The sequence below is a fragment of the Echinicola strongylocentroti genome, from assembly GCF_003260975.1.
GTDB classification, from domain to species: domain Bacteria; phylum Bacteroidota; class Bacteroidia; order Cytophagales; family Cyclobacteriaceae; genus Echinicola; species Echinicola strongylocentroti.
In genome coordinates this window covers 6,037,781-6,055,521 of the sequence record NZ_CP030041.1, presented here as the reverse complement: position 1 = coordinate 6,055,521, position 17,741 = coordinate 6,037,781, and the positions used below count along the sequence as shown (strand labels likewise).

Annotated in this window: 9 protein-coding genes; 5 read left to right on the top strand and 4 right to left on the bottom strand. The window is 43.0% G+C overall.

Going from position 1 to position 17,741, the window contains the following annotated elements; genetic code table 11:
- Window positions 1–32: 32 nt before the first annotated feature.
- Complete coding sequence (locus DN752_RS23620) at window positions 33–686, bottom strand: RNA polymerase sigma factor (protein ID WP_112786259.1); 654 nt, start codon at window positions 684–686, stop codon at window positions 33–35.
- Between the two features lie 411 nt (window positions 687–1,097).
- Here DN752_RS23620 and DN752_RS23615 point away from each other — a divergent pair, with 411 nt between their 5' ends.
- From DN752_RS23615 to DN752_RS23600, 4 genes are all read left to right on the top strand, one after another.
- Window positions 1,098–1,667 carry an RNA polymerase sigma-70 factor gene (locus DN752_RS23615; RefSeq protein ID WP_112786258.1) on the top strand — a complete coding sequence of 190 codons (570 nt, stop codon included), beginning with the start codon at window positions 1,098–1,100 and terminating at the stop codon, window positions 1,665–1,667.
- Window positions 1,668–1,764: 97 nt separating this feature from the next.
- Entirely contained in the window at window positions 1,765–2,718 is a 954-nt protein-coding gene (locus DN752_RS23610) for a FecR family protein (RefSeq protein ID WP_162633346.1), read from the top strand.
- Between the two features lie 126 nt (window positions 2,719–2,844).
- On the top strand, window positions 2,845–5,865 hold the full coding sequence (locus tag DN752_RS23605; RefSeq protein WP_112786256.1) for a TonB-dependent receptor: 3,021 nt from the start codon (window positions 2,845–2,847) through the stop codon (window positions 5,863–5,865).
- Between the two features lie 21 nt (window positions 5,866–5,886).
- Complete coding sequence (locus DN752_RS23600; protein ID WP_112786255.1) at window positions 5,887–7,248, top strand: purple acid phosphatase family protein; 1,362 nt, start codon at window positions 5,887–5,889, stop codon at window positions 7,246–7,248.
- 564 nt (window positions 7,249–7,812) lie between these two features.
- Here the strand turns inward: DN752_RS23600 and DN752_RS23595 are convergent.
- From DN752_RS23595 to DN752_RS23585, 3 genes are all read right to left on the bottom strand, one after another.
- Window positions 7,813–8,952 (bottom strand): RagB/SusD family nutrient uptake outer membrane protein, encoded by a 1,140-nt coding sequence (locus DN752_RS23595; RefSeq protein WP_162633345.1) that lies wholly within the window; start codon window positions 8,950–8,952, stop codon window positions 7,813–7,815.
- 583 nt (window positions 8,953–9,535) lie between these two features.
- Window positions 9,536–13,663 (bottom strand): hybrid sensor histidine kinase/response regulator transcription factor, encoded by a 4,128-nt coding sequence (locus tag DN752_RS23590; protein ID WP_262511708.1) that lies wholly within the window; start codon window positions 13,661–13,663, stop codon window positions 9,536–9,538.
- A 253-nt stretch (window positions 13,664–13,916) separates the two neighbouring features.
- A complete protein-coding gene (locus DN752_RS23585) occupies window positions 13,917–15,806 on the bottom strand; it encodes an alpha-1,3-galactosidase-related protein (protein ID WP_211324089.1) in 1,890 nt (629 codons plus the stop codon).
- Window positions 15,807–16,467: 661 nt separating this feature from the next.
- On the opposite strand from DN752_RS23585, the gene DN752_RS23580 reads away from it, so the two are divergent.
- Window positions 16,468–17,733, top strand: coding sequence for a glycosyl hydrolase family 28-related protein (locus DN752_RS23580; protein ID WP_112786252.1), 1,266 nt, complete (start codon window positions 16,468–16,470; stop codon window positions 17,731–17,733).
- Window positions 17,734–17,741 lie beyond the last annotated feature (8 nt).

Genomic DNA, 17,741 nt, shown 5'->3' with positions numbered 1-17,741 from the left:
CATTGATATGAAAAAAATAAATTTATTTTTCCTTATGATAAAAATATAATCATTGCCGTACTGGTTAGAGTAATCACCCTTTTCAGTACAGTGACGATTTTATAAACCATATTTCTGGCTGATTTAACATGGTCATATCCCATAATTTCTTTTAGCTCTTCGTACCCAATTCCTTTATAAAAATAATGGTAGATTACTTCTCGGTGCTTTTCACTGAGACTGGAAAGAGCTTTTTCCAATTTTTGGAGGGTTTCTTTTTGCTGCTGGTTCATGATCAAAAGTGACTCGTGGGAGACAGTTACACCAAATTTGCAACCTGTCATCTCAGAACGATATTCCGGCGAATTCTTTTTCAATACATTAAATATCCTATGCTTCAACGCCTGAAATAGAAATAGCCTTATTGTCTTTTTAATGGCGGGAAGTTTCCCTCTTTTCCTTCTTAGGTCTACAAATAAGTCTTGGACACAATCCTCTACAATTGGGAGCTGGACATATTGTACCCCATAATGACATAGCTCCTCAAAATACATATTGTATATATGTACAAAGGCACTTTCATCCCCACTCCTAAAGATTTCCCAGAGTTCCGCATCGGTCATATGACCGTACTTATTACTATCATCTTCACGTGAAGATTCCGACCATTTAACACAGTCATGTTCCGACAATTTCTGAGTAGACATGCCAATTAAAATTTATGGTTAGATTGATTTTAAGATCGGGCAACTGGTTGAATACTCTTAAAATCCGCAAACTTTATTGTAGTAATCGTTATCGGTAATATATAAATTGAAAATTTAATAATAAGTTAACGAAACATATTTTATATTTAACTGTAAACAAAAGCAATATATAAGCAAAAATAATATCAGTATAGAGACATTTAATTACATAACATGCTGATATTACATAACAATAAACTATTCTATTTCGAATATTTATTCTTATATGACCTTTAAAAAAAGCAGATAATTTTAATGTTTTATGATTCCCCCCTTACACCAAAAAAATAAATCTTTAATAAAACCTTAACTGGTCAAAAGCAATTTGTGTGAAAACTATATGCTTTATTTGGTGGAATAAAGCACCCACCCATGCCCTTTGACCATTATTCAGACCAGGAACTGCTAGTCCTTATAAAAGAGGGAAACACCTTTGCTTTTGACGAGCTGTTCAACAGGCATTGGGAAACGCTGTACCTAAAGTCTTTCAGCCTGCTTCGTGACCCTGCCACCAGCGAGGATATTGTCCAGGATGTTTTTTTGAAAATATGGCAAAACAGGGATACCATCCAGATCAACCATTTCAACAGCTACCTCCAGACAAGCGCCCGCAACGGTGCCTTTAAGATTCTTGCCAAACAAAAGCTGGAGACACGCCATCTCAATACCATTTCGACATTGGAACTACTCTACCATGCAGAAGACGAGATGGATGCAAAGGAGCTGGAAAGCCAGGTGTTGGACTCCTTGGAGCACCTTCCCGAAAGGTGCAGGGAAATTTTTATCCTCAGTAGGTTCAACAACATGTCCAACAGCGAAATCGCCAAAAAACTCATGCTCAGCAACCGGACCGTGGAGAACCAATTGTACCGCGCCATCAAACACCTCCGTGAAGTCCTTCCCTATCTATTGTGCTGGCATATTTCCAATGGCTGGTATTAAGGAAAGGTTACCTAGGTTAAACAATGGTTAAATCCGCTTTTTCCCATGAGTGCATTGCCTGCCAAGCCGGTCTATATAGGTGAACAGGGCAAGCACCATGAAGAGCAAAGAACAGCAATTATTAGAAAATTACCTGAAGGGAACGTTACCTGAAAACCGGAAAAAACTGGTAGAGGAATTCTATGAAATGGAATCCCAACGGACCACCCAGTGGGACACGCATCTTATGGGCAAAAAAGAGGAGGTCAAAAACCGCATAAAACCTCGGCCTATCTCCAGCAAAACCACCCGTCGTTTACCATTGGTCAATATCGCCGCGTCACTGTTGCTGGCTTTGGCCGTTTCCTATATTTTGTATGCTTCCCTACACAAAAGCCCTGCCTTGGAGATGGTCGAGAAAACCACCTCATTTGGACAGACTTCCACGATCCAGTTGGAAGACGGCTCCATCATTTGGCTTAATGCAGGAAGTACGGTAAGCTACCCCAAACATTTCCCTTCCGGATCACGGCAGGTTACCTTGCTCGGGGAAGCCTTTTTCGAGGTCCAGCCCGATGCTTCACGTCCTTTTGTGGTCAGTACCCCAATGATGACGACCACTGTGCTGGGCACTTCATTTAATATTGCTGCTTATCACAGGGACCCTACCGCCATAACGGTTTCCACGGGCAAGGTACTGGTACAACAAACCACTGCTGCTTCCTCCTCCCAAACCAAGAAGGAAATGATCCTTTATCCAAACGAACAGGCGATCCTAGAAGACAGCGACTCCCCCATGGCCAAAGCATCCGTAAATGCCGAAAGGTACAGTTCCTGGAGAAACGAGGAGTACTTTTTGGATCAGATGACCATGGGGACGCTTGCCGGGACATTGGAAAGGAGGTTCGGTGTCAGGTTCATCTTCCATGACGAACAGCTCAAGAACTGCCAATTGTCGGGAAGGGTCAAAAAACAGTCCCTGTCCGCATTGATGGAACTACTGGCCACCACCCTGGCCATAGAATATAAAATAGAGGGTAAAAAAGTACACCTGTATGGCCATAATTGCTGATCCAAAAAACAACGCCTATGTAACACCAAAAAAAAGAGTGCCGGACGTGTTTGCACCACATCCAGCACCTCGCTTTGTACAAAGCATCCGTTTCAAATCATTCCAATTTAAAACTTTGTCAAAATTATGAAATTAATTACAAAAAAGAGCATTGCCATGATAGTTGGAGCAATGTTTTTGTTCCTGAGCCATCCTTTTACCTCCCAAGCAGGGGCTATTGGCCTTTTGAACAAGGAAGTCTCCGTTTCAGTTGCTGACCAACCCTTGCGAGCCGTTCTGGATCAAATCGATAAGGATTACCAGATCGGCTTTATTTACAACAATCAATTGCCGGGCCTTGAAAAGCATATCTCCCTTTCGGTATCGACCACTCCCCTGTCCCAGGTACTTGACAGGGTGCTCCTGCCCAATGGGCTTGACTACAAGGTAGTTTCCGATCAGATTGCCGTGGTTCGGCACAGCAAATCCCTCCCTGCTACGGGAAGCCTAAAGGGAACCGTCACGGGACTTCCCGACCACATGCCCCTTCCCTACGCCACGGTCCATTTCAAGGGATCCGATAAATATACCTTGACCAATGAGCAGGGCAAGTTCTATTTTCCTGAAGTCCCCACCGGCACCCAAACCCTGCTGATCAGCTACATGGGATATGAACCTGCAGAAAAAAATGTATCCATCTTCCCCGAGGAGACCGCTGAAATCAAGGTCCAGTTGAATTCCACTGTCAGCGAATTGGATGGTGTCACCATTACCGGTATCAGGCGTGGAGAAGTAAAGGCACTCAACAGCATGAAAAATGCCGAGAACATCAAATATGTCATGTCGCAGGAGCAGATCGAACGCTTTCCCGACCTTACCGTCAGTGAGTCCCTCCAACGGGTTCCCGGCGTGGCGGTAGGCTACAGCTATGGCATCCCGCGAGACATCATCATCCGGGGACTGAGCCAGGACCTTAGTTCAATGACCCTTAATGGCACACGTCTGCCATCCACCGGTGCGGGAGGAAGGGACACCGACCTGAACGGCATTCTTGCCAATTCCATTGAGAGCATTGAGGTCATCAAGACCTTGACCCCAGACAGGGATGCAGATGGCACAGGTGGCGCGGTAAACATCATCACCAAGTCCCCCGCCAAGGACGAAAAGCTATTCGATGCAAAACTGGCCGGAGGATACAACGGCCTGGTAAACAAGGCCACTTATGATGCTGGCCTGACCTTTGGTGAGCGAAAGGGCAAGACCAGCTACATCATTGGTGCAAGTTATGCCCGCAACTGGCGGGGAGAAGACCGTGTAGAAAAGGATTACGACACCTATACCGTAAACGGTACCGAATCCACTTACCTGAGCAACCTCGACCTTGACGGCTATGAGATCAAACGGGACAACCTGGCCATCAACGGTGAGTTCAAATATTACCCGAATGACAGGTCAGAGCTTTATCTCCGAGGTTCCTATAACCTGTACTATGAAATCCAAAACCGCTTGGAGCGCATCTTCAATATCGGCGAATACACCAGTGCTGACCAAGTACAGGATCTTCGCATCACCCAATCGGGCAACTGGAGGGATTACCACAAGAATCTTTTGCAGGCATCATTGGGAGGAAAAAGCTATTTCGGTGACATGAAGGTGGAGTATGACCTTACTCTTTCACAAGGAAAATACGACCAACCGATCTATTACAGTGCTGCTTTTGAACGCAACGGTCTCTCTGCGGGCCTGAACCTGCAAGATCCCGTCACCCCGCAATTTGAATTCAGCGAAGCAGATCCCTATGATACAGATGAATTCACCACGAGCAGGTATATCAACCGCCATGACAAATCCCTTGACCGAGATGGCCAGCTGACCCTGAACATCAGCAAACCCTATCAATTGGGAAAGCACAAAGGAAATGTGAAATTTGGTGGACGCGGGAAACTCAAGTACAACGACCGGTCCAGAAACTATTTTCTCCATGACCTGGACGAAGGAAATTTTGTCCTGAGCGACTATCTTTCTGGATATAGCAAGGAGGACCATTATGAAGGCGCCTATAATATGGGGCGTTTTCCGGAGGCAGAGGCCATGGAGGAATATTACAACGAGCACCCCGAGCTGTTCAGTGACAACGAGACCTATACCCGCCAAAATACAGATCCGGATTCCTTCGAGGGAACCGAGTACCTTGCCGCCGCCTATGCCATGACCGAGCTCAATATCAATGATCTTCAAGTGATTACAGGGATACGTTATGAAAAGACAGGCTTTGACTATGAGGGTAACCGCGTGAACTTTGATGACCAGGGCAATTATGTAAGCACTTCTCCTGCATCGACCGACCGGACCTTCGACGGATGGTTTCCATCGATCAACCTCCGTTATGCCATTGGCAGCAGGACCAATATCAGGGGCGCGGTAACAAGGTCCCTTTCCCGGCCTAGTTATTACGACCTAGTCCCTTGGGAAGAAGTGGAAACCCGAAGAAGCCGTGTCAAAATGGGCAATCCAGACCTGATCCAATCCACTGCCGTCAATTACGATATCCTTTTTGAACATTATTTCAAATCGGTGGGCATCCTGTCAGGGGGCGTATTTATAAAAAACATCAACGACTATATCTACGAAAGCTCCTACATCCAAGAAGACGGCACATATGACGGTTATACGATCAACCAGACGGTCAACGGTGCCAATGCCATTGCAAGGGGATTTGAGCTAGCTTGGCAGCAGCAACTTACCTTCCTCCCTGGTGTCTGGAATGGGTTGGGCATCTATGCCAACTACACTTATGTAAACAGTGAGTTTGAAATCCCCGGGGCACAATCTACAAGAACCGTTAAGCTTCCTGAAATGCGTCCCCATGTAGGCAATGTATCCGTCTCCTATGAAAAATTCGGTTTTTCTGGCAGGATTTCCATGTACTTTTACGGCACCTTCAATTCCGAACTGGCTGAAAACCCTGATAACGACCTTCAGGAGAAGGGCAGAAACCAACTGGATTTCTCTGCCTCCCAGCAGCTTACCGAACGGTTGAGCCTTTTTGTAGGGGTCAATAACCTTACCAACGAACCCATTTCAGACATCTATCGGGACGGGCGTCCCCAAAACGACGCCGTTTACGGTAGATGGGGACAGGTGGGTCTGAGATTTAAAACCTACTGATCAATAATTGAATAAAACAACATGAAGTCAATTTCACTCCTAACCATCCTTGCCCTTTTAATGGGCCTTGGGCAATTAACTGCCCAGGATTTTGCCCCCAGCCCTTTTCCGGACCGGATCGTACTGACCTGGAACGGCGACCCTCGCCACAGCCAGGCGGTTTCCTGGAGGACCAACACACAGGTTCCACAGGGGACTGCCGAGATTACGGTAGCTCCCGACTCTCCCCATCTCGAAGAGTCTGCAAAAAGCTATCCTTCTACAGCGGAGTTGCTGGTTCAGGAGGGTGATAGCTCGCTTTACCATACCGTTTCCTTCGATAACCTGACACCCGGAACGCTATATGCCTACCGGGTGGGTTTTGAGAACCACTGGAGCGAGTGGTTCCACTTCAAAACTGCACCAGAAGAACCAGGGGGATTTTCCTTTATCTATTTTGGAGACGCCCAAAACGACCTCAAATCCCGTTGGTCCAGGGTGATCAGGCAGGCCTACAGCTCCATGTCCGATGCCGCATTTATGCTCCATGCCGGTGACCTGATCAACCGAACACATGCCGATACGGAATGGGGCGAATGGAACCATGCCGGTGGCTTCGTCCATGCCATGATCCCCAGTATACCTACTCCCGGTAACCACGAATATGACCGGAACGAGAATGGGGAACTAGTGCTCGATATCCATTGGAGAAAGCAGTTCAACCTTCCACTCAACGGCCCAACGGGTTTTGAGGAAACGGTCTACTATACCGACTATGGCAATGCCAGGATCATTTCGCTCAATTCACAGGAAATCGTACTGAACGACAGCTCACGTCACAGGCAAAAGGAATGGCTGGAAAGGATCCTTCAGGAAAACACCCAGGACTGGACGATCATTACCTTCCACCATCCCATTTACTCATCCAGCTCAGGAAGGGACAACGAGGAATTCCGGGAAACCTTCCAACCCTTGTTCGAAGCTTACGGTGTGGATTTGGTATTGCAGGGCCATGACCATACCTATGGTCGGGGACACAACCTGTCTACGGGAGTCTCCGGCAAACCCGGTAAGGGAAAGGGCCCAGTATACGTAGTCTCTGTCAGTGGTCCAAAAATGTACGAGCTGACCACCGATAAATGGATGGACCGGGCCGCTTCGGAAACCCAACTCTACCAGTTCATCACCATCAAGGACAATAAGTTGACCTACCGTGCCCATACGGCCACCGGAAAGCTTTATGATGCCTTTTATCTTGTCAAGGATAATCAGGGAAACAATTCGTTTACCGATGAAGCAGCCTCTGCCATTGAGCAGCGTACTGACCTTCCTCCCCGCAAGCTAAAAGAGAAAACTCCAGCTGAACTGGAAGAATATGAAAAGGTGTATCCCAAACAACAGTAGGAGAACCCCTTGTTAATGCTTAAACCCCTTAACACCGGAAAGTTGTTTTTCATAAATGCAACTTTCCGGTTTTGCCCTATTCAACTACTCCCCTCCAAAATACCAATACACATTTTGATACAACTAATATTCGTCTATGTAAATCCGCAATGACACTAGTAATCACAGAAATAGTAAATAGTTGCTCACATAAACCGCTGAATTCTCAGAAAGGCCTTATTTCATTCTGAGTATTCTGTGCGTTCTGTGAGACATAAAATCTACTGGCAAGAAAGCGCATAATCGAATATCCGTTTATTGACTTTTCATCAACACCTTGATTTTTTTTTAATTGATAAGCGAATGCATATTTCCCTCTAACTCCGGAAGGCTTCTATATCGTTGAATTTGGTATGGCGAAATAGGAGTTTTTTTCACATTCCCAAGGACTTACCTCGGGTTTATTAATTACCGCATTTTCACTATTGTACCCTATGTATCTAGTGTGGTTCTTTAATAAGTTGGCTACCTTACCTTACTTTCTCAACGCCTTTGAATCCGGGTTAAATTTTATAAATATTAGGATTAGTATCCGTCATTTTGGGATAGGTTCGAATTTAATGTGGTTTCCGAAAATGGTATTGGCCATAGGTAATCCCTGGCAGGATCAAACACACGAACTACCCCTGGATAATCATATTCTACAATGTCGGACTCTCCCGGCTCAATATATCTAAAACCGGGAATTGTTCCGGTCATGACATCTTCGGCTATCCTCCATCTCCTGATATCAAAAAGACGTAAACCTTCCAGTCCAAACTCCGCCATTCTTTCATTCCTGATGATCTCCCGTAAGTCATCCATCGATTGACCTCTAGTCAATGCCGGAAACCCTACTCTAGCCCTCACCTCGTCCAAAGCGTCATATACACTTGCATCTACTTGATTGGATTCTAGCATGGCTTCAGCATACATCAACAGGACATCAGCGTATCGAATTAATATAAAGTTAGTTCCACAATTGGTACGGTCAGTATAATCTTCTTCTTGCAAGTATTTCCTAACTCCAAATCCTGTTTTTGTTCTTTGGTAATCCACATTGATTTCATCAGCAGTACCCGATCCTGGTCTTGGATCAAAATCTTCGGAACCATCATCTAACATGTCTCCTGGAATAGCGTCAGAGAATGCTGGCAGGTAAACAGTGGCAGCTAATCTTGGATCCCTATTTCTGTATGGGTCAAATTCATTATACGCATTATCCATAGTTATGGGTAGGCCATTTGCTGTTGGGTAAGCATCCACCAAATTTCTGGTCACTGCCATATTACCTTGAGCATTAATCCCCAGTGGACCGTTCTGCTGATAAAATGGGTAACTGAAAATATCCTTGGAATACTGATGGTCAAAAATCACCTCACTATTACCCTGACCTCCATAACTAAATAAATCTGCATAGCTTGGATGTAATGAATAAACATTAAGATCCATGACCTGCTTAGCCGCCGCAGCTGCTTCAGTATGTCTTCCGGCATAAAGCATGGCTCTTGCCTTTAATGCTAGGGCTGCCCCCAAGGTTACCCTTCCTTTGTCATTTGGATCCGAATAATCGGGTGGAAGAACATCCTCTATGTCTGTTAACTCTGCGTAAACAAAGTCCCAAATTTGATCAACCGGGGTTCTGGTTAGCTCCGCAGCCTCGTCTACATTCAAGGTATTGGTCAACAAGGGAACATCTCAGCAAGCACAGCCTATGTTTTCATGAAACCTTTTTCTTATGGAAAAATACTTCCAAATGGACACCGTCGCACCTTCCCCCAACTAATCAAGGTTACCATTTTCTACCACAAAACAAGAAAATCCGCAGGGCAAACGCGCTTAGTGTTTTGAAGGGAAACCCTTTTCGTGTAGGCATAGCTATCATCCGTGCCGATGGCACTCCTTCGGGAGGTTGAGGAGAGCTTAAGCTCCTGCGGATGAATCCGCAGGTTACTAAATTTATCGTGCCGCTGGCACTTTGCCCCGATTTGCACATTGGAAACCGCAGTAGCCTAGGGTCAAGTCAACGCTTAAACCCGGATTATGCGTTAGGAATCGTAGTGAGAGCTGAAATTGCAAGAAAATCAGTTAGTTTGGAGGCATTAGCGTAGCACCGCTACGGTTATGCCGAAAACTAAAGTGAAACGACTGATTTTGAAGCAGTTTCAGGTCGCAACAGATAGGCTAATGCATATTCCGGGTTTAACGTTACTTTTTCTATGTCTTAGCATCCTCTGGCTTTAATTAGTCAAGCCTCCCTGTACATTCCTCATTTGATGGTCTCTTCTATCTTTTGAGCATATTTCCCAGGAGTGCTACCGTATTTCTCTTTAAAGATCTTGGCGAAATGCGTTCGGCTTTTGAACCCTGTCATCATATACACCTCATTTACCGTGTGCTTTCCTTCATAAAGAATTTGAGCAGCTTTCTTTAACCTGTAGTTTTTAAGTAGCTCATAAGGAGTCTGTCCAGTTATGGCTTTCACCTTTTGGTAAAAATGCGTTCTGTTTAAATACAACTCCCTTGAAAAGGAATCCAAATCGAGGTCTTGATTGTCCAAGTTCTGGTCAATCAAGAAATATAACTTGTCCAAGAAGGCGTGATCATTACTTTCTTCCTTGGTAATGGTCAGTGGCAGGTCTATTTCAAATCTCTTCCTGATCTGATGCCTAGAAAGCAACAGAGATTCAATTCTGACCAAAAGATGTTGTCTCTCGAAGGGTTTTTTGAGATAAGCATCTGCTCCTCCTTCATATCCCCGGAGCTTGTCATGATCTGCTTGGCTAGCAGTAAGCAACAATACGGGTACGTGACTGGTCTTGATATTGGACTTTATCTGATGGGTGAGTTCAAAACCATTAACATTGGGCATCATTACATCACTGATCACTATATCAGGCCATTCATGCTCTAATGCATCCAGGCATTCTTTTCCGTCGTTAAAGCACTTGACATTGAACTGCTGCCCCAAGAAGCCTTCAAGATACTGTTGCATTTCTGTATTGTCCTCTACCACAAAAAGCGTGGCTCCTTCGTAAGATGTACTGAAGGGCGTCGGACTAGAGTCGAATACAGTGGATCGATTGGTGGTTTCGGCTTCCATTTCGCTTTTTAAAAACTCACTTTGATGGTAATGTCGGTCGTTTATGTCCGATACCGAGTCATCGATGATGGGGAGGGTTATATAAAAAGTAGTACCCTCACCGATTTTACTTTCCAGCCAGATTCTACCATAATGCATCTCCACAAGTCTTTTGGTGAACGCCAGACCGATCCCCGAACCACCTATGGTGCTGGAATTGTTATAGGTACTTTGAAAAAAACGATCAAAGACACTGCTTTGATCCACGTCGGGTATTCCCGTTCCTGTGTCTGAAACCGATACCGCTAGATTTTCTCCTTCTTTGTGGTACTTAATCGTTATGGTATCTCCTTTATTGGTGAATTTTATGGCATTCGAAAGAAGGTTGTTAATCACTTTCTCCAATTTATCGGTATCAGCCTTGACATTTATGGGATCATCACCGCCTATCACTTGTATTTTTTTATCACCTTGCTCAGTGATAAAATGGTAATCCTGATAAATCTTTAATAAAAAATGATCAAAATTAAATTGATCCAAGTGCATTTTCAAAACATTCGCTTCCGCTCTCTGGAAATCATGCACCTGATCTACCAGTAGCGAAATTTTATGAGCTTGTCGTTGGACCAAATTCAATTTGTCTACCACATCGATATCATACTTAAATCGGTGGCTTAAAAATTCTATTGGACCTTGTAACAAGGTCAATGGTGTTTTGATTTCATGGGAAATATTGGAGAAAAAACGGAGCTTGGCATTATTGAGCTTGACTTCCGTCTCTTTTTCCAATCGATGGATTTCAATATTATGATGGAGCTTCTGAAATCGGATAATGATATAAATAATACCCAAAATCACCAAGCCCAGTAATAAGGAATAGATCAAATAAGCAATCGGTGTTTTCCAAAACGGTGGATGGATCACAATTGTAATTGTCCGCGGATTTCCCCATTCATTGAGGGAATTGCTCACCATCGTGTGCAAAGTGTATTCTCCAGGTTGCAGCCCACTGAAGTGGATGGTTTTTTGATGTGACTTCACCTGTATCCATTGGTCATTGATCGGCTTTAGTTGGTATTTTATATAATGGTTTTCTGGACTTCCATAATGTAGTGCATTCACATCAATCGAAAAAACGTTTTCATCATATTCCAAATCTATCCTATCGGTGGAAGAGAGTGATTTCTCTAATAAAACCCTACCGTTCAAACTGTCCCCAGGAAGGATGGATCGCCCTGATATTGTCAAATTATCGAACTGAAACAGCGGTACAGGTTCTTCATCACTAAGATCATCTGGATGAAAATAACAAATACCCTTTATTCCCGAAAAAACCATAGTTCCATCAGACATTTTTTCTGCTGCATAACTAAAATCCTCAAATGGCAGTCCGTCTGAACGCTTATAGACCCTGAAATTCTGACTTTTTGGATCAAAGCGATTTAGACCTATATTGGTTGAAATCCAAAGGTTATAGTCATCATCATATAAGATGTTCTTTACCACATTATTCGAAAGCCCATTTTTCTCCGAATAATTGATGAACTGTACGCTATCTTTTTCACTATTTCTTACTTTGCATATCCCTCCCCGTTCGGTTCCCAAAAAAAGTTCTCCATTGGGAAGACGAACTATCGCTGAAACAAAATTACTGGGCAATGATAATAAATCACTTGGATCACTTACAAACTGGTCCACCTGCACACTGTCAAGATCTTCGGATGTACCTAACTTCATGCGGAAAAGCCCATCAGTATCGGTCCCTACCCACATATAATCATAGACCGAGTCATAATACAGTGTCCTGATTTTATATATAGGTTTGCTTTTAAAGAAAGAATGATCCGTAACCTTGTGAACAGCTTTGATCTTTCTTTCCCCATCCAACTGTAGTCGGTAAAAATCCTTTGTATTCGCTACCCATATATTCCCATCCCCATCTTCACACATAGTTACCAATCGTAAGCCTCTTGGCATCTCCTCTATTACCGGAGCAGGATCATAAGTACCATCTGCCCGTAACACAGTAATTTCATTATTCCTATTCTTGAACCAAACGGCACCATGCTCATCACTGTATACTCCCGTAATATCATCCTGAATAGACGCTGGCATTGTGGCTGGCAGTTCCCTAAATTGTTGCTGGCTAAAATCAAATAATATCTTTCCTCCATGATGCGCAGTCATAAATGCACTGTTGGGACTTAAAGGTGCGATATTAGGCACTTCATTCGTATGCAGCCGTTCGACGGAATTATGTTGTCTGGGAACCTGGTGAAATGAATTTGGATACAAGTCAAATCTTAATAAACCATGATTAAAGGTCGTCACCCAAATCCCATTATTTTTGGTATTGTAAATTCCACTGGTCCGAATAAATCCCTGCTCTCCCTCTTCTGACACGACTGCCGGCTCTTCTCCTTCCAAAACTTCCTGTAGGTTGTCTACCCGGCGGATCCCCTGGTTTACGGTACCTAACCACATTCGGCCTCTTTTATCAATTTCGACGCAATTGAAATTTTCGGAGGCTAAAAATGAAGCTACCAATTCCCAATTTTCCTTACGATTTTCAATTACTCTAACTCCTGTGCTGGTAGTTATTGCAAACCTTCCTTCAGAAAGTTGGAGAATATAGGTAGCAGCATCGATAAGAGGCAAAGAGATCTTTACAAACTCCCCAGATGAACCATGAAAAGTATACACCCCTTCGGTAGTAGCTATCAAGTACTTGTCGTCGTGGTATTTTACGACATTGTAAATAATGAACCCGTCAATATCTTTTAAATTATCTGGAGTAAATTCACCTAAGAAAGATAAATCCGCATCAAACAACAAGACCCCAAATTCCTCTGTTGCCGCAATGATCCGTTTGTTATTCTTATCCACTAACAAATCTCGGATTATCGGGCCTTTATGATGATTGCTGTTGTTTTGGTGGCTGTATAAGGTGGAAAACAATTGCTTCTCTTGATCGTATATAGCAATCCCTTCGTCAGTCCCAATCCATATACGCCCCTCATCATCCTCTTCCAATGTCCGAATTCTATTGCTCAACAAATAACTCCGCTCTGAGGTATTCCTATAGGTTTTAAAACCGGCTCCATCATACCTGTTCAACCCATCGTATGTACCGATCCAATAATACCCAAACTTATCCTGTAACAAAGAAGTCACTCCATTATGAGCAAGTCCGTTGGCTATAGTTATCCGTTCTCTGGGATAAATTGAAGAATTATTAGCCCTGACACTTCCCACCAAAAAAGAAAAAAATATAATCCCATAGAGGCACTTTAGGCAGCAATATTTCCTTTCCATTAGATGGAACATCATGATAGTAGATTATTTTGGGTGTAAATAAGTTCTATTAGTCGCCAAGATGGCAGAATCTAAAATTCAGCATTTCTTTTAAAACCAGCTGTCTTTTTTCGTAAAAACTTTGTATCTCTAGGTATATTAATCTTCAGATTCTCATCGTTAAAGCGTTTTTAAAAAATAATCCTCAATGAACCCAAAAGGGAACATTGAGGATAAACAACAATAGGAAATAGGGATTATTAATTCTTTTAGTCTATTTGAACAGGATATCCTGCGAGGCATCTGTGTTTTTGATCAATTGCTTGGCTTTTCCATTATAGGTATTATCAAAAAACCTTATGTTCTTCGAGCTGTTTATTTTTACAGCGGGATTTTCAGGAAACAGCATTGGAAATTCACTTGAATGGGTAATTTCATTGTCCATGAACTCCAATCCATCTACATTGTTGATTTCCAAAATCAAGTTATCAAACTGCTCAAAAGTATTTCCAATAATGCGGATGTTTTCAAAAGCGGTATGTTTCTCATCATCGTCAATAATAAAACGAATTACCCCCCTATTTTGTCCACTATGAACACAGTTTTCAAACACGTTGTTTTTTATCAATAAGTCCCTGGCACTACCCGCCTCATACCAATGGCCACTTTCCACAGGAACCAACAAGGCTTCCATTTCAGTGTGGAAATAATTATCGATGACCTTGATAGGCTTAGGTGTAGATAGCAACAACCCTCTTGCCCTATTTCCTCGGATGGTAGAGTGCTCTACTATCAATTCCGGATAAGCATCACTGTTTTCGATAAGGTCACCAGGAATAATTTCATCGGGCAATGCTTCCTCAAATGTTAAAATTTGATACCTTCCATTTCGGATCTCAACTTTTTTTAGCGTCACATAATTGGTAGGAAAAAAAGATTCCGAAAGCCGTACAAGCCCTATTCTGTCGCCTGGTTTTCCAATAACAAAGCCTTGCTGCTGATAATGTCCCATTCTCACGCCCAGCTTGCTCTCACCGATCTTTTCTACCACCTCCTGATAAGTGCCATGGATATTTGCAGCATCATCCAGCTGCCCTTCAAAGGTGCAATCGGATAGTTTTATCAATCCTCGACAGCCCACAAAATGGGTAGCATCTGCGGTCGTGGATACCACCCTGTTTCCTGATGGGCTAACTACCATTCGGGTTATGTCAATGTTCTCACTGTTCTCAGCGATTAGCCCCATTCCTCCAGCATGATGGACGGTTACATCTGCAAGTTGGAGATTTTCGCTATCCAACAGTCGAATTGCAGGTGCGATTCGGTTTTCTCCTTGCTCACCCTTCATGGCCAAAACCATCCCTACAGGTGGCATCTTTTTGCCATGATCATGAACCCTTACTACCCCTGGCTTCAACTGCTCCACCCAAACACGGCTCTCCACGCCTATGTCCCTGATACCTGGAGCCCTTTTGTCCATTGTATACCTATAGTGGATATTGTCTACAGCATATAGTTGGGCATTCTTCTTTTTAGTTGTCACGGGGGTATAAGACTCCGTGTCGAACATGATCGCCTTGCGATCGCGATCATAGAGAATGGACTGGCCAATGGTATGCTCATAATATTCCTTGATGAAGACCAATTGCTTGTTTCTAATCTCATAAGGATATTCAGCGGATATGTGAAGATCAAATGTCCCTGCTTCAGTATCATTGGCTATTACCGTCCCCTCACTGTGAAAGGGCATGGCCCAGTCTATCGTTACGTTTTTGATTTGGATGTTTTTGCTACCTTCAATAATAAAGGGAATCATTTTACCATGAAAAATAAACGTGGCTCCTTGACCGTCAATCACCAAGTCTTTGCGATCTATTATAGGAAATGCCGTTGCCACAAACACGTCATTATGATTACTGATCCTGCAGAACTTCTCCAACCCTTTATCTGGATAAAAATGGTAGGTACCAGGTTCAAATTTAATCTCATCCGCAGCTTGGTTATTAAGAACCTGCTCCAAAACCGTCGGTGTGGCATCATCAGCAATACTAGTATCAAAATTTATAATGTTTTCAACACCGAAAGATGTCGCTTGCCCCGTGAAGTTCAGCCCAAACATCAAGGTAGTTATCAATAGGCCAATAATAGATCTCTGAAATTTCATACACATAATTACAAGGTTATTTCATGCAAAATTGGCCTTCTAAACTTTTTAAGCTGTATGTCATAATAAATTACATGTACCTAAACGTAAATTCCACTGTAAATAGACTATTACCAGTCTATTACCCAAACAGACGTGGACCATCCAAAGTAATTAACACCAGGGAAATCGCTTTTAAACTATTAGTAAAGAGGTGTCAGCCTGAGCGGACCTGTCTATCCTCCAGGTAGAGTCTAAGGCTAGACGTTGGACCTCGACTCCGCTCGGTCTGACTCTTTTTGCCTGAATCAAATAACTTCATAGGGTTAAAAGCGATTTCCCTGGCCCTCCTATGTGCCTAATGTCGTTTTCAAATAAGTTAGCTACTATACATAATTCTTTTTCGATGTCTTAGCATCAGGGTTCAAACAACCCTAGTAGCACACAAGCATCTCACCCATTAGTATTCACATAGGCATCATCAGTTTGGTGTCAATTGGTAAATCCAATAAGTTTCTATATAAGTCAGAAAGAATCACCTCACTATTGACCATTAAAATCCTTTGATACCCAACATATTTACCAAAGAATACAATAAAATAACTACAAAAAACAACATACAAACGAAGTATCATCAACTTTCCAACATAAATAAATCAATTAACATAACCCTAAAGTTTGTATGCTAAAGTTAAAAAATTTAATTCCATGTGTATTGTCCAGTCTTATTTTGGGCAGTTGTATTGTAGACACTCCCACAGGAATGAGTGAAATTGATGAATATGTCAATCGTGACGTAGGAATTCGGGTAAACTTGGTAGATGATTATGGAGCAAACGGAAGTGATGAAGAAGATGACACTCCCTTTCTTACACAAGCCATTGCTGAGCTCTCATCCGATCATGACGGAGGAACTATCTATATTCCGGAAGGCACATTTCACCTCGGCCAAGTCCATTTGGCTTCCAATATCCATATTGAAATTGAGGGAGAAACCGTCATTATTCCCGTAGAACGACCAGATGATAAAAATTACTCGGTTTTTTATATGGGAAGTAACTCGCCAGTAGTAGAAAATGTCAGTATAGTTGGCGTAAACGGCAGGTTTACCATCGACATGAGAGCTGTAACTAATGGGAATATTAGAGGCTTTCAATTTAACAATGTCGACCAATTTTACCTTGCCAACTTCGATGTACTTGACAATCTAACCAAATTCAGTGCTGTCACTTTTGGGTTTGCGGATTATGAAGGAAATTATTTTTACCCAAAAAATGGCATGGTAAAGAACGGTAGCACTTTCAATTCTGCCTATGGTTATGGACTGGTCCAAATGCAGGCTGGCCAAAACATAAAATTCAAGAACATCTATGGAGATGGTGGGGTGACCTTACGTCTCGAAACGGGATATAAATTGATGAACGAACTTCAAATCGGCGGTCTATTTGACATAGAAGGAAAAAACATCACCTGTGAAAATGGCAATGCTGCAGTAATGATTTCCCCACATTCCATTAAGAATGGCCGATTTGATATTAAAAATGTAACTGCGGTAAATTGTGGGATCGGTATTAGGCTAGGTGCTGGCTATGTGGCCAAAAGCCAATTACATCTGGACATAGAACCCGGAACATTCGATAGCACTAGTACCATCGAGAACGTACATGCCGTATATGGAGAAACCACCCAGTTGAAGTCAAAGCATTTCGAGTTCATGCCCTGCGAACTGAGAGATCAAGTTTCACTCGTAGAAATGCCTTACGAAAGCAAGCCCATCCATACGGGGCCTTCCATTTGCCCTGTCCTCAATTCCGCTTATGGCGAAAACCCTGCTGATGGAGATTTCAAGATAGATGTCAAAAACATCACTGCGGAAGGGTTTGATTTGTTAGACAATTGGGAATTACGAAGGGAAGACGCTATTCCAGATTGCCCAGAGGACATCTAATCCCAATA